This is a genomic window from cyanobacterium endosymbiont of Braarudosphaera bigelowii (assembly GCF_020885515.1).
Classification (GTDB): domain Bacteria; phylum Cyanobacteriota; class Cyanobacteriia; order Cyanobacteriales; family Microcystaceae; genus Atelocyanobacterium; species Atelocyanobacterium thalassa_A.
Genome location: NZ_AP024987.1, coordinates 1,477,590 through 1,491,611 on the forward strand (window position 1 = coordinate 1,477,590; position 14,022 = coordinate 1,491,611).

General features: G+C 31.4%; 14 protein-coding genes. 8 read left to right on the plus strand and 6 right to left on the minus strand.

What is annotated here, in order from left to right:
• The first annotated feature begins 533 nt into the window (after window positions 1–533).
• The 5 genes from LPC16_RS06105 to LPC16_RS06125 all read left to right on the plus strand — a co-directional run bounded on the left by LPC16_RS06105 (window position 534) and on the right by LPC16_RS06125 (window position 5,003).
• On the plus strand, window positions 534–2,120 hold the full coding sequence (locus LPC16_RS06105; RefSeq protein WP_229637274.1) for a S8 family serine peptidase: 1,587 nt from the start codon (window positions 534–536) through the stop codon (window positions 2,118–2,120).
• Window positions 2,121–2,259: 139 nt separating this feature from the next.
• Complete coding sequence (gene trmB / locus LPC16_RS06110) at window positions 2,260–2,907, plus strand: tRNA (guanosine(46)-N7)-methyltransferase TrmB (RefSeq protein WP_040054297.1); 648 nt, start codon at window positions 2,260–2,262, stop codon at window positions 2,905–2,907.
• Between the two features lie 180 nt (window positions 2,908–3,087).
• Window positions 3,088–3,405, plus strand: coding sequence for a hypothetical protein (locus LPC16_RS06115; RefSeq protein ID WP_229637275.1), 318 nt, complete (start codon window positions 3,088–3,090; stop codon window positions 3,403–3,405).
• A 278-nt stretch (window positions 3,406–3,683) separates the two neighbouring features.
• On the plus strand, window positions 3,684–4,229 hold the full coding sequence (locus LPC16_RS06120) for a L,D-transpeptidase (RefSeq protein ID WP_229637276.1): 546 nt from the start codon (window positions 3,684–3,686) through the stop codon (window positions 4,227–4,229).
• Between the two features lie 63 nt (window positions 4,230–4,292).
• A complete protein-coding gene (locus tag LPC16_RS06125) occupies window positions 4,293–5,003 on the plus strand; it encodes a Mo-dependent nitrogenase C-terminal domain-containing protein (RefSeq protein ID WP_229637277.1) in 711 nt (236 codons plus the stop codon).
• A gap of 91 nt (window positions 5,004–5,094) precedes the next feature.
• Here the strand turns inward: LPC16_RS06125 and LPC16_RS06130 are convergent, their stop codons facing one another.
• Genes LPC16_RS06130 through LPC16_RS06140 form a run of 3 tightly spaced genes read right to left on the minus strand, consistent with a single transcriptional unit; the run spans window position 5,095 to window position 7,653 of the window.
• On the minus strand, window positions 5,095–6,027 hold the full coding sequence (locus LPC16_RS06130; RefSeq protein ID WP_040054294.1) for an NAD-dependent epimerase/dehydratase family protein: 933 nt from the start codon (window positions 6,025–6,027) through the stop codon (window positions 5,095–5,097).
• Window positions 6,028–6,055: 28 nt separating this feature from the next.
• Window positions 6,056–6,790, minus strand: coding sequence for an ABC transporter ATP-binding protein (locus tag LPC16_RS06135; RefSeq protein WP_040054293.1), 735 nt, complete (start codon window positions 6,788–6,790; stop codon window positions 6,056–6,058).
• An 8-nt stretch (window positions 6,791–6,798) separates the two neighbouring features.
• Entirely contained in the window at window positions 6,799–7,653 is an 855-nt protein-coding gene (locus LPC16_RS06140) for an ABC transporter permease (RefSeq protein ID WP_229637278.1), read from the minus strand.
• 168 nt (window positions 7,654–7,821) lie between these two features.
• On the opposite strand from LPC16_RS06140, the gene petP reads away from it, so the two are divergent.
• Together petP and LPC16_RS06150 are read left to right on the plus strand one after the other, a co-directional pair.
• Window positions 7,822–8,016, plus strand: a complete 195-nt coding sequence (gene petP, locus LPC16_RS06145; RefSeq protein WP_040054292.1) for a cytochrome b6f subunit PetP — start codon at window positions 7,822–7,824, stop codon at window positions 8,014–8,016.
• A 21-nt stretch (window positions 8,017–8,037) separates the two neighbouring features.
• Window positions 8,038–9,129 (plus strand): Get3/ArsA fold putative tail anchor-mediating ATPase NosAFP, encoded by a 1,092-nt coding sequence (locus LPC16_RS06150; RefSeq protein ID WP_229637279.1) that lies wholly within the window; start codon window positions 8,038–8,040, stop codon window positions 9,127–9,129.
• A gap of 85 nt (window positions 9,130–9,214) precedes the next feature.
• Here LPC16_RS06150 and LPC16_RS06155 read toward each other — a convergent pair whose 3' ends face one another.
• Window positions 9,215–9,865 carry a SnoaL-like polyketide cyclase gene (locus LPC16_RS06155; protein WP_229637280.1) on the minus strand — a complete coding sequence of 217 codons (651 nt, stop codon included), beginning with the start codon at window positions 9,863–9,865 and terminating at the stop codon, window positions 9,215–9,217.
• 102 nt (window positions 9,866–9,967) lie between these two features.
• A complete protein-coding gene (locus LPC16_RS06160) occupies window positions 9,968–11,590 on the minus strand; it encodes a peptide chain release factor 3 (protein WP_229637281.1) in 1,623 nt (540 codons plus the stop codon).
• A 638-nt stretch (window positions 11,591–12,228) separates the two neighbouring features.
• On the opposite strand from LPC16_RS06160, the gene LPC16_RS06165 reads away from it, so the two are divergent.
• Window positions 12,229–12,501, plus strand: a complete 273-nt coding sequence (locus tag LPC16_RS06165; protein WP_229637282.1) for a helix-turn-helix domain-containing protein — start codon at window positions 12,229–12,231, stop codon at window positions 12,499–12,501.
• Window positions 12,502–12,566: 65 nt separating this feature from the next.
• Here the strand turns inward: LPC16_RS06165 and chlP are convergent, their stop codons facing one another.
• On the minus strand, window positions 12,567–13,787 hold the full coding sequence (chlP, locus tag LPC16_RS06170; protein ID WP_229637283.1) for a geranylgeranyl reductase: 1,221 nt from the start codon (window positions 13,785–13,787) through the stop codon (window positions 12,567–12,569).
• Window positions 13,788–14,022: the final 235 nt, after the last annotated feature.

Below are 14,022 nucleotides of genomic sequence, written 5' to 3' on the forward strand. Positions count from 1 at the left end.
ATCTCAAAATATTATTAAAAAATAATAATATTACCAAAATACTTCATGGTAGGAATAAGTTTTTTAATGTTGTACATTTGAATCAGAATATAAAGACAATTTATTGTTTGTATAAAAATAGCCAGTAAGCTATGATAGTTGACTAAAATTCTTACAGTTCTGATTTAGAAAATAATTTTAACTTATTAGAAATATAACTAATTTATGTGACTAGTCATATAAATTATTTGATTGAAATAAAATAATGCTTAATTGTTATGCTAAGAAAATAACATAGATAAAAACTAGTTGAGAAATGTATAAATTGTATCTGAACATTTACATTATTATATTTAATATGTTTTCTAAATTAATATTTGCTTGAGACTATACTTTTATCTAGAAATATAATAATTAAGCAACATATTGTTTTTTAGTACTTCTCTTTCAAAGATATACAATTTTGAGATACTTGAATAGTGATAAACATATATATAAAATTTGATTACTCTTAGATACAATAAATATGTTAAAAACTTAAGTAGTATATCCAAATGAGGCAAATCTTTGCGTGGTTTATCAGTGGCTTAACAACAGTTTTCATAGTTGTTGCACCTTGCTGGGGTCTAAATAAATCAGTAAGAAAATTAGGGATTTATGCTGATTATTTACATAAAAAACCATATAATTTAACTGGGCAAAAAATTGCTATCGGGCAGGTAGAAATTGGACGACCAGGAAGATTTGGTTTTGATAAAATTGTGGCTTGGAATCCTAATTTTCAATTAGCAGGGATTTATTATCAAAATAAAGCTGTTAAAGCAAATAGTAATTTAGATAATCATGCTGCAATGGTTGCAGCTGTAATGATAAGTAAAGATAAAAAACTACGCGGAGTTGCCCCTAATGCAAAGTTGTATGCTTCAGCCGTAGGGGCCTTGAAAGGCAGTGGTCAGCCTCAAGAATGCCTCACCAGTCAACATATAGCGCAACAAAACGGGGGAGATTTAAGGGCGATTAATTTTAGTTTTGGCGAATCTTTGGAACAAGATCATCATAAAGATTACAAATTAGATGGTAGTTCTCTCTTAACACAATGTATCGATTGGTCATCACGGGTACATGACACATTATATGTAATTGCTGGTAATCAGGGCCAGGGAGGAATTCCTATTCCGACAGATCACTACAATGGTATTACTACTGCTTATACAACTAAACAAAAAGGTGTCTATACAAAAATTGATTTTACTAACTTAAGTGCTCTTCCTGTAGGTATTGGACGTAGCTTGATCAAAAAGGAAATTAACTTTGGTAAAAGAAGAGCTATTAATTTATTAGCTCCAGGAGGAAAGGTTTCAATTTACGATCTTTCAGGTATTATTCAAAAAGTTAGTGGGACTAGTTTTGCAGCACCTCATATTACTGGATCTATCGCTTTATTACAAGAATTTGGTGATCGCCAATTAAAATATAAAAAATCTAATTGGAGTTTAGATTCTCGTCGTCATGAAGTTAGTAAGGCTGTGTTATTAAATTCTGCAGATAAACTACAAGATAATGGTAATGGCTATTTATTAAATATGACGAGAACTATATTAAGTAAATCACACTACAGTTGGTTACAATCTGAAGCTTATCATAATCCTGAAATTCCTGTTGATATACAAATGGGTATAGGGCAGCTCAACGTTTTACGGGCTTACCAACAATTTAGTGCTGGACAGTGGAAGCCAAATAATCTTGTACCACCTATAGGATGGGATTATGGTAATGTTACCCAAAATAATAGCCAGGATTATAGTATTTCAAAACCTTTACATAGCAATACTTATATCTCTATTACTCTAGTATGGGATCGCTTGACAGAACTGAATGATAAGAATGCAAACCAAAAATATGATTTAGGAGAAAGCTTTAATAATCGCGGATTAAACAATCTTGATATTTTTTTAATGCCTACAAAAACTAATAATATATCTCAAAGTGTTTGTGCTTCTATTAGCCGGGTTGATAATTTAGAACATATTTTTTGTACTATTCCAAAAACAGATCACTACAAAATACGAGTACAGTATACAAATCAAGTTAATAAGCCACATCAATCATATGCTTTAGCTTGGTGGAGTGTATCGAATTAAAAAATGATTATATAGCTAATATTTAGATCTCAAAAACTATAAGAACACTATTGATTATAAGAATAACTAATTTATCATAATTAATTATTTTAATTATGATAAATTAGTTATTATCGACTATGAGTAAGAGAGATAATCCTTGGCAAGAATACGTATTCGTCAACACGTCAATCCATTAAGCATAAAATATAAAAAAAATATATTTCTACCCAGCTGGGATGAAATATATATTAATACGAATAACCCTCTACATTTGGACATAGGATGTGCAAGAGGTAAGTTTTTATTGAAAATGGCCCTTCTTTACCCAGATATTAATTTTTTAGGAATAGAAATTCGAGAATCCTTAGTTATAGAAGCTAATGAAAACTGTAATCGTCTTAAACTGTCTAACTTATACTTTTTGTTTTGTAATATCAATACGCATATTGAGCCGCTATTACAATCTTTTCAGCCAGGAATATTAAATTGTGTTAGTATTCAATTTCCTGATCCTTGGTTTAAGCGTAGCCATCAAAAAAGACGAGTGGCGCAAGCTGATTTAGTATGTACAGTTAGTAATAACTTAAGTAAAAATGGATATATTTTTCTACAATCAGATATTCAATCAATAACTAGGGAAATGGAAGGAGAGTTTATGAAAAATTCAGCTTTGTATGAGCATTACGAAAGAACTGGTTTGACAGCTAATTACTTCACTATTTTAACAGAGAGAGAAGCCGCAACACTGAATAAAAGTAAATCAGTTTATAGAACTCTATTACAACCAGCACATAACTATAATTAAAAAGGTAAGATACTAAATATTATTTTTTACACTAATAAAAGTAATATTTATCTATAAGTTAAAGATATAGTAACTCTATCTCTTTATTATTAAGCTGGTTAAAAATAGCGAATCTAGTTTATAGTATCTAAGGATATTGATATTTAATAATATTTCATCGTAAAGACTAAAATAGTGCAAGTGGATAAAGATAAATACATCTCCAAACTTTCAAAAGCTGAACAACTAGAAATAGAGCAAAAAAAGAATGTTATTCTTCTAGTAGAAAATCTAATGGAACGAGAAGAAATAACAATTAAAATGATAATTGACTGCCTCTATGATGTTGGCTCTGTAAATTTTGTTGACAAAAAATTTAGATTGCCTTCTGCAAATAAAATACTAAAAGTTATAGCTAGGCTGTCTAAGCCTAGCTTCAGAACCATAGCTTTTTATTGGGGTAAGAAAATAGCACCTGAATTAATTACTGATTGGTTACTACAAAAAATAAAATTTTAAATCTTAATTATGAATATCTTTTATCCAATTCATAATGATACTAAAAATATTTAAGAATTCTTAGGTTGTAGGGTATGTAATATTTATACATATATAATTATATTAAAAGAATGATTTTTAAAGAAGATAATATAATGAATAATTAAATTTTATTTTGATAAAGTAAGAGACTTCTAATTTTATTTAATTTTTTGTAAATATCTTATAAGATATATAAGCTACTCGACATCTCTTAACTAAGATATCTAGTTATAGCACTGTACTAGAACTCTAAAAAAATGAATTCTATTCTTTCTTTGTTTGCACTTACTTTTATACTTACTAGCAAAAGTTTAACACTGTTGGGTAAAGATATTAGAATCCAGAAACAGTTTGAAATATTAACTTCTATAACTGAAAATTCAACTAGCGTAATTGCCTCTAGAAAAGATGAATTTATGGCTAGTCATATTATTCTTAACCTAAAAGAACGTCATATCTATGTTTATCAAAATAGCGAAGTTATAGCAAATTATAAAGTAGCTATTGGTAAAGAAGGATGGGAAACCCCCAAGGGTAATTTTTCTGTAATGCAAATGGTAGAGAATCCTCAATGGAAAAATCCATGGAATGGAAGGATTAGTGCTGCTGGTCCCAATAGTCCTTTAGGAGAACGATGGATAGCTTTTAGTCGACAAGATGGCAAATACGTTGGATTTCATGGAACTTCAGGAGAACATTCTATGGGAAAAGCTGTTTCTCATGGATGTGTAAGAATGAGAAACAAAGATGTTAAAGAATTATATGGACTTGTGGGCCTAGGAGTACCTGTTGTTGTTCAATAAAATTATATTTAGTATCTAGTTATAGACTTAGATGCTAAACAATAACTTTATATTAATATTTTTATGACAAGCTCCGTAAAATCTCCTTATACAAAAGAACAAATTTCTATCTGGTTAAGAGGTTTATTGACTATTGCTTGGTGTGATGGACGGTATGATCCTCGAGAAAAAAAAATAATTGCAGATTTGACACAAAATTTAGCTGTTAATCATCTTGATAAAATATCTTATGGGTCTTTTGATAAATCAGTTACGATACAAGAGTTATCAACATCTTTTGGATATAATTCTAATGTTGGAGAAAATTTTTTAAGAACAGCTGTAATTGTTGCTATTGCTGATGGTATTTATTCTAGAATTGAAGCAGATTTATTAAATGAATATAGTAGAGCCTTAGGTTTAAAAATTGATGCTTTGGAATATTTAAAATATACTTTGTGCGAGTTTAAGATTAGTAATGTAAATTTATTACATACTCAGGATGCAAGTATAAGTTCTAGGAATAGTGTTTTGAAGCCTAATGTCCTACAACCTGTTAAAAATTGGTTAGATGAGTTTAATTTTAAGGATCCTAGACTAGCACGTTTTATTTGTAAAATGATACCTTCCCAATGTCCTTTTGAAAAAGATGTTAAGTTATTTAGTCATAAAGTCATATACATTCCTCCTTTGTGTAAGTTAAATCCTTTATACGAACAATTAGTAAGACTCAGATTTCGTGCATTGTGTTATTTGGTTAATGAATGTCAAGAAGACGTTTCTAGTTTCACTTAATCGTTATGTATCTAAGTAGTTATAAAAAAAATTAGAGAAAGAAAAATATATTTTTCTTTCTCTAATAAACAAAAACATCTGATTTTAATATTTAAATATTGGAATAAATACTATTGCGTAAAATCGTATAACCTTTAATTAGCTCCTTGATCCCTTTTCCTAAAGACCAATCAGGACTAAAACCTGTATCTAAAATACGTTTATTAGAAACAATGTAATCTCTTTTGTCTGGATCCTCTCCTATTGGAGCTTCTAGATAAGTAAAATTTGGTAAATATTTTTTAATTTCGAAACATAATTCTAATTTTGACAAATTAGCATCTTCTAAACCTACATTGTAAGGCTTGCCTTTCATATGTTCAAAATTTTCAATTCCATGAACAAAAACTTTAGCTACATCTCTAATATGGATATAATTACGCTTAAAGTGTCCTTCAAAAATTACAACTGCACGATCATAAAAAGCACGATAAACAAAATCGTTTACTAGTAAATCCATACGCATTCTTGGAGACATACCAAAAACAGTTGCTAAACGAAATGTAATGCTATTCTCTCTTTCTAAAACTGATCTTTCCGCATCAACCTTAGTAGTACCATAGAGAGATATCGGACGTAAAGGAGATTCTTCAGTACAAAATTTACCTGCCTCGCCTATACCATAGCCACTATTAGTTACAGGCATTAAAATTCTTTGTTGTTTACTAGCTAAATCACAAATTAATTTAACTGCTTCATAGTTAATAGTACGTGTACCAATATTATCTCTATTACAAAGTGGTGCTCCAACTAGGGCAGCTAAAGGAATTATCGCATCAGAATTTTTAAGTAAATTTTTTATCAAAGATTCATCACGACAATCACCACGTACAACATGAAACTTATCGTATTGACAACAATCGGCTAGGCTATTCTGTCCAAACATAAAGTTATCCAATACTGTAACTTCATAGCCTTTTGCCAATAATATTGGAGTCAAAACTGAGCCAATATATCCAGCTCCGCCAGTAATTAAAATCTTCATAGATATTCTATAATCCTATATCTTTTATTTAAACAGAAGCTAAATATTGATGAATAGTTTCATCGGTACTTCCTATATATTCAACTTTTCCTCGATTGATCCATATAGCTTTATCGCAGGATTGCTGAATAAAGTCTAAGCTATGAGAGACAACTAGAATAGTTGTATGATGTCCCCATAGTTTATCCATTCTTTCTTTACATTTATGCTTAAAATTTTCATCACCGACAGACAAAACTTCATCTAAAATTAAAATGTCTGGTTCAACATCTGTGGCGATTGCAAAGCCAAGACGAGCTGTCATTCCGGAGGAAAGAGATTTAACAGGTGCCAATCTATAATCAGTTAAGTCAGCAAAATCTAAAATTGTGTCAACACGATTTTTCATGTCTTGGCGCGAAAAACCTAGCATCACACCATACAGAACGATGTTATCGGCAACAGAAAGCTCTCCATCGAGCCCTGCTCCTAGTTCAATCAAAGGGGCTATTTTACCTTTTACACGAATCTGTCCTGATGTAGGAGCTAAAATACCAGTAATAACTTTAAGTAAAGTAGATTTACCTGAACCATTTGCTCCTATAATACCAATCTTTTCCCCAACATTAACTGTTAAATTAATATTATCAAGAATTAATTTTCTTGACGGTTGACGATATTTTCCTTCTAAAAATGAGAGAATAGTTCTCTTTAAATCATAAGAAAATTCCTCTTGAGTTCTACGCCATAGAGAGACTTGATTGATTCTAATTGCTTCTATCATTTAATTTTCTAAAGCAAATCCATAAAGTTTTTTTGCCAGGAGCGAAAATAGATCCAACCTAGCACTAATAAAATAATACCGTTCAAAAATGAATGTAAGACCAGCAACATATCAGGCAAAGCTCCTGAAAGTGATATCTGGCGAATACTTTCAATAATTGGAATTAATGGATTAAAAAATAAAAAAGGTTTTACAGCAGATGGAACAATCTCTGCTGGGTAAAAAACTGGAGAACTAATCCAAAGTACAAAACAAACCAATTCGTAAAAATAGGGTAAGTCTCGAAAAAATACATATAGTGCACTGACCAGAAATCCTACACCAGTACATACTAAACTTAAAGCTATTAGTGGAAACAAAAGAGCTAATACATTTATAGGATTCCTGGACATTATTAAAGTAACAACAGCTAATAATGGTAATGAACCCACGATAAATTGAAATATGTTAGCTACAATCATTGCAACTGGAAAAACAGTTACAGGAAGATGAACTTTATTCAAAAGTGCTCCATTGCCCACTACGCTAGACAATGCTTGACTCGTAGATGACGAGAAAAAGTTAATAACAATTAAACCTGTGAAAGCGGCCAGAATATATCTAAAGGTAGAATCTTGATAATATTCACCGAAAGCTGTTCCAAAGATTGCTGCATATAATCCCGTCATAATTAATGGGTTTAATAATGACCAATAAACTCCTAAAAACGAGCCTCGATAGCGTCCCTTTAAATTTCGTTCTACCAATATTTGTACTAGCTCTAGGTATCGCCTTGTTGACGATACATCTTTACCAAGCTTATTAATAATCTTACTAGAGATACTATCTCTGATATGGAGTAGACTGGCTTTTAGCGATGTCATAATTAGGTATCAGTACCTACAAATCTAGAAATTAATAGCATAATGTACTAAATGTCAGGTACTCTTCTCAAATTGTTCCCAACTATGCTAACAAAATTTTATCCACGAAGATGGGCCAGATTCAGCTAAACTTATGAGTGATTAACTAATGCAATCAGTATACTTAATATGGAAATTGGTCAAAAAGTCAAAGTAATTCATCTTAGAGACCGCGTCTCTGGAGAAATTGTCAACAAACTAGGAAAAGAAGGTGTCATTAAAAACTTCAAAATGACTGATGGAAGTGGAATTGGTGCAATTGTAGAGTTTGCTGATAAGACCACTACCTGGTTTTTTGGTGAAGAGCTTAAACCTGTTGAATAATAACTAAAATAACTTCTATTTATGGCTTTAATTTTAACCTTTTTAGGGAAAAGTGCTAGCGGTTGTTCCACTGTAGCTATAGCTACAGCAAAAAAACTAGCTGCTTCTGGATCGCGTGTCTTGTTAGTATCCCAAGATTCAACTCCATCTTTTGATGCTTTATTAAATATGCCTGCACAATCTTTTCCGACAGAAATAGAGCCTAATTTTGAATTGGTAAATCTAAAATCAAGTCAACTTTTATCAGAAATCTGGACCGAATTTAAAGATTTAGAGGCTAAATATTTAAAGTTTCCGACTTTTAAGAGTATCTATGGACAAGAACTGGGAATCCTACCAGGTATGGATGAAGCACTAGCACTTAATGCTCTAAGAAAATATCAAGAAGGGGGTACTTATGACGTTATCATCTATGATGGTAATAATACTTTTCATACACTACGAATGTTTGGTATTCCTGGAATCTTAAATTGGTATTTAGAAAGATTTCGTCAAATATTTACTGAATCTGATCTAGGAAAAACTTTAGTACCACTTATTCAGCCATTGATTAGTACTATTTTAAATACTTCATGGACTTTAGATGATCTTGATAAAGTTTCTAGCGACAATATATTACAAGAAGGTAATGTAGCTCTAAAAGATAGCAATCGTGTTGCTGCTTATTTAATAACAACTGAAGATAAAGCAGCAATTGCTACTGCTAAATATTTTTGGGGTGGAGCATATCAAGTAGGTTTATCTGTTAAAGGTGTAATTATTAATCAAAGTTCAGAATTATCTGTAGGTAAATATTTTGATTTCGGACAATTAGAGTCATTTTCTTTGCCTAAGAAAGTTGGAAATAATTGGAAACCTTTGATAGAAGCCTTGCCAGACTTCTTAGATAAATCGAGTACTCCTTTATCTATTAATATTGATACTGCTACTAGTCAAATCAAAATATTTTTACCTGGTTTTGAAAAAAAACAAGTAAAATTGACCCAGTCTGTTTCAGAGCTTACTATTGAAGCCGGAGATCAAAGACGTAAAATTTATTTACCCAACTCTTTGACAGGTAAAGTAGTAAAATCTGCAAAGTTCCGAAATAATTACCTGGTTGTATCTTTATGATATTGATTTGTTAAAGCCATATTTTATAGGGATTAGCTATGCTAGTCCCTATAAAGTTTAAATATAAAAAATATTAACTTTTTAGTTACTTATGTAATGGACAGTTAGAGGTTAACTTATTAAGAAAGGAATCGTTATCAAAGTAATGCTCTACAGAAATAATTTTTAAATCATCCGTAACTTGAGCAACACTCATACCTATAATTTCGACTGTTTTTCCTGTAGGTTGATAATCTTTATAAGTTCCGTTAAACTCACCCCAATGTCTCCATTTAAAAGCAATGTTCGGAGGACCAGACAAAACCTCTGTTACTTCCCAGAGAAATCCATTCTTAAAAGCTTTATGAAATAATTCATTTGATGAATTTAAATTATTAGGGTCATATTTTTGACTTTTTTTAATAAAAAGATTGTAAGTTCCCTTCTCTGCAACATCTTTTGCAGTATATATAGGGCCTCCGTTGCTACTCATTTGAAATTTATCGGTAACAATTGATAGCCATTGGCGAACATCTTCTTTATGAGAAGCTTCCATTTCAAATGTTCTTACTAAATTTTGTGTAATCTCCTCTAATGATCCTGGAGTATGATTGTGCTGACTTTGGCTTCTTAGAAACTGATTTGTATAAGAATAATCGGGTTTTTCACCACTTCGCCACTTGACTCCTTCATCATAATCTATAACTGCATTACGATCTTGGACCCAAAGGGGTAGCTTAGCTTTATTTTCTTTCATGGGAAGACTACCTTATTATTGAGATAATTAGAACCATCTAGCTTTATCATAAACTTATCTTTACAAAATTCAAAACATAAAAGTTTTTCCATTTTTTTAAAATTAACTAGGTTGAAAACCTGATCCAACAGGGGCAACAGTGTTTAGGTTTAACTCTGGATGATCTGTTTTGACTTGCTGTAAAGCCCATTCATTCTTAAACAATAAAACTGGTCTATCCCAACTATCTTTAACTGTAATAGTATTAAAAATTCTATCTATCTTTTCTAAAACCTTCCATCCATCTTTAACCCAACGAGCTAAAGTATAAGGCATAGCTTCGATAGTCGTATCTACTCCATACTCACTCAAAATCCTAAACTGTACTACTTCAAATTGCAATTTTCCTACTGCTGCTAATATAGGATCTCGTTTAAAGCTATCAGTAGAATGCATAATTTGAATTGCTCCTTCCTCTTTTAATTCATGGATTCCTTTCTGAAATTGCTTAAATTTTGAAGGATTTAGATTTTTTAGATAAGAAAAAAACTCTGGCGAGAAACAAGGAATACCTTCATATTCTAATTTCTGTCCACTATAGATTGTGTCTCCAATTGCAAACATTCCTGGATTATTTAAACCGATAACATCTCCTCCGTAGGCTTCTTCAACAGAAGATCTATCTTGAGCAAATAATTTTTGAGGACGAGACAAGCGAATAGTTTTGCCAGTCCTCGCATGATTTACGTTCATATCTTTTTGAAACTTTCCTGTACAAACTCTTATAAAAGCTACACGGTCACGATGTTTCGGATCCATATTGGCCTGTAATTTAAAGACAAACCCACTAAACTCTGGATAAGTCGGATCAACTATTCCAATAGATGAGTTACGTCCGTCAGGTTTTAAGGCGTACTTTAAGAAAGCTTCTAAGAATGGTTGTACTCCAAAGTTGGTCATAGCTGATCCAAAGAAAACAGGAGTCATATCTCCTGAATGAATCTTTTCTAAGTCAAAACTATCCCCTAATTCTTCAAGAATTTCTAAGCTTTCTCTAAATTCTGAGTAGATTTCTGGCTCTAAATAATTTTTAAACTCTTCATCTTCTAGTTTAAGACTTGTCACTTCTGCTTGTTGGCTTCCATGAGCAGAACGTTTAAATAAACTTATTACTTTTTGAGAGCGATCATAAACTCCTTTAAAACTATCACCAATTCCTATTGGCCAATTTACAGCATATGGTTTTAATCCTAATTCCTTCTCAATTTCATCCAATAATTCTAAAGGTTCACGTCCAGGACGATCCATTTTATTTATAAAGGTGAAAATAGGAAGTTTTCTCAAGCGACATACTTCAAAGAGTTTTCTTGTTTGAGTTTCTAATCCTTTTGCAGCATCGATAAGCATTACAGCATTATCAGCAGCAGCAAGAGTTCTATAGGTATCTTCACTAAAGTCTTGGTGTCCAGGAGTATCTAGTAAATTAATTTGAAAATTTTGATATTGAAACTGCAAAACGGTAGAGGTAATTGAGATACCACGCTGTTTTTCCATTTCCATCCAATCTGAAGTTACTTTACGCTGGTCTCGTCTTGCTTTTACAGCGCCTGCCTGATGTATTGCACCTCCATAAAGTAATAATTTCTCAGTAAGAGTAGTCTTACCTGCATCAGGGTGAGATATGATAGCAAAATTTCGTCTTACTTGAACAGCTTCTCGAATTTCTCGTTGTTTCTCATTAGTCATACAAAGCTTTTTCTATATTAATAATCACTTCTATAAGTTATAGCTAATTCTTGATTTATAAAACAGTTTTTACAAATATCATAATTTTTTATTCTAATAAGATAAAAGACGCACTTAAAGCAAGAAAATATATGTTTTCAGAAAATTTAATAAATAACCTACTAATGAAATGGTCACCAAAACTTTTTTTATAGAGATTTAATACGCAATCTTAACAATAGATAGTTACTATATTTAACTTTTGGAGATATTATGTGCAACTATTTTTGATAGATGATTTGTGATTTATACTTATCTTCTGGCATCTTAAAATTAAACTTGATTAAACAAGCTAGTTGTCATTACTAATTACAACACTCTGTAGTTTTAAATATATACTTTAAATATTATTATTGTGTTTTCTAAATGTAGCTTTTCATTATTAACTTAGTACTCTATTTATTTTAGGATATTTGTTTTTAAAATATTGATTTATATAAGTCAATATTTTAAAAAACAATAAGACTCTGTCAGGAAGCATCGTATAGTAAGATGTTTATAAATTTAAAGAAAGTATCAATAATAATCTGAGCAAAAATGTTGCTAGTATATATTTATATATGTATTCTATTTTTTATAAAAGTAAGTATTTTAAAAGTATGTATCCTGAAGATGGTGAAACTTTGGCTATGTATGTAAAACGATGCCGTATTCTCTTGAAATTAACACAATCTGAAATGGCTAAAAAAGTAAATATTAATACTCAAAGCTTAGGTAAAATAGAATCAGGAAAGACACAGAGTCTAAACTCTAAAACTAGAATTGGACTTGCCGAAGTTTTCAATGTTCCTGAAACTTGCATCGATGCTATTAAATTTTCTGAAAACATATATTTTCTTGCTTTAAGTGCGTCTTTTATCTTATTAGAATAAAAAATTATGATATTGAAATATGAATAAATATGAGAATTTTTTATCCTCATATTTACTCATATTTATCAAGGAGCTAAAGCATGACCTCTTAGCAAACTGCCAATGGTTTTAGCAGTGAGTTTCATTTGCACTAAAGGATTCATTGGAACAACAGTTTTATATAAGTAACTATCAAAAGTCATTCGTTGAACATTTTTATCGGCACACATTTCTACAAATGCTTCACGGGATGCATCAGAACGATAAAAAATACGTTGTAAAATATCTAACACTAGATAAGTTGTACCATATTGTTTGTCCCAACGCTGTAAATAAAGTTTTAGATCATTCTCAGTAGGAATAGTCCTCCCTGAATTACTAGTTTCAATAATTGTTTCAGCACACATACGTGCTGACTTGGCAGCAAAATAAATTCCTTCTCCAGAAGATTTTGTAACAGTTCCTGCTGCATCACCAACCAAAGCAACACGATTAACGACGCGACGTGGTCGAGGATGCTCAGGAATTGGATGTGCTTCAACTTTTATAACTTCGCCACCCTCTAGTCTAGAAAATGCACGACTACGAATACCTGCTTGAAGTTTTTTAATCATCGCTTGGTTATTCTTCATAGTTCCTGTTCCCACGGCTACATGGTCATACTTTGGAAATATCCAAGCATAAAAATCAGGGGAAACATCTTTTCCTACGTACATTTCTGCTAAGTCTTCATAACGATTCATTTTATCTTTTGGCAGACGGATACGTTCTTGAAAGGCAATAGCGTAGTTATAATCTCCCGCATCAATAAATTTAGCAATACGAGAATTTGCTCCATCCGCTCCTATTACTAAATCAACTTGAAGAGTTTTCTTTTCTCCTAAGGCTTGACCATTTGAATGATCAGCATAATGAATAGTATAAGGATCTTTAGTGTTTTTAGGAGTATCTAATTGATACACTGTACCGTTAATTAAAGTAGTTCCTAATTTAACAGCTCTATCGCGCATAAAACCGTCAAGAATTTCTCTACGACACATCCCGATGTATTCGTCTTTATTATCTAAATTTAGATCAACTTCGATATTTGATGGAGATATCATTTTCATCTTTCGCACCTTTCTATCAATGATTTCAGGTGGAAGCTCAAATTCATCAACCATACATAGAGGAATAGCTCCTCCACAAGGCTTAACATAGTTTAGATTACGTTCAAACAAATAAGTTTCGATGCCAGCTTTTACCAATGTCTCGGCAGCAGAAGATCCGGCTGGACCTGAACCAACGACAGCAACACGTAAAACCAAGATTATTCTCCTCACTCTGAAATAGGATTACGGGTTGAATCGTATCATAAAAAGAATAAGAATAGAGAATGGACAATAAACTTTACAGTGTTAACACATATTACTTTTGGTCAAGTGTATAGTTATTAGTCTTGTTTCACGATAGTCGAGCAAGCGTAGTGAAAGTTTTCTTAATAAAAGTTATCTTAATATAAGAAAAATTATTGCGCTGAATCATACCTAGTAAAAAAATAAT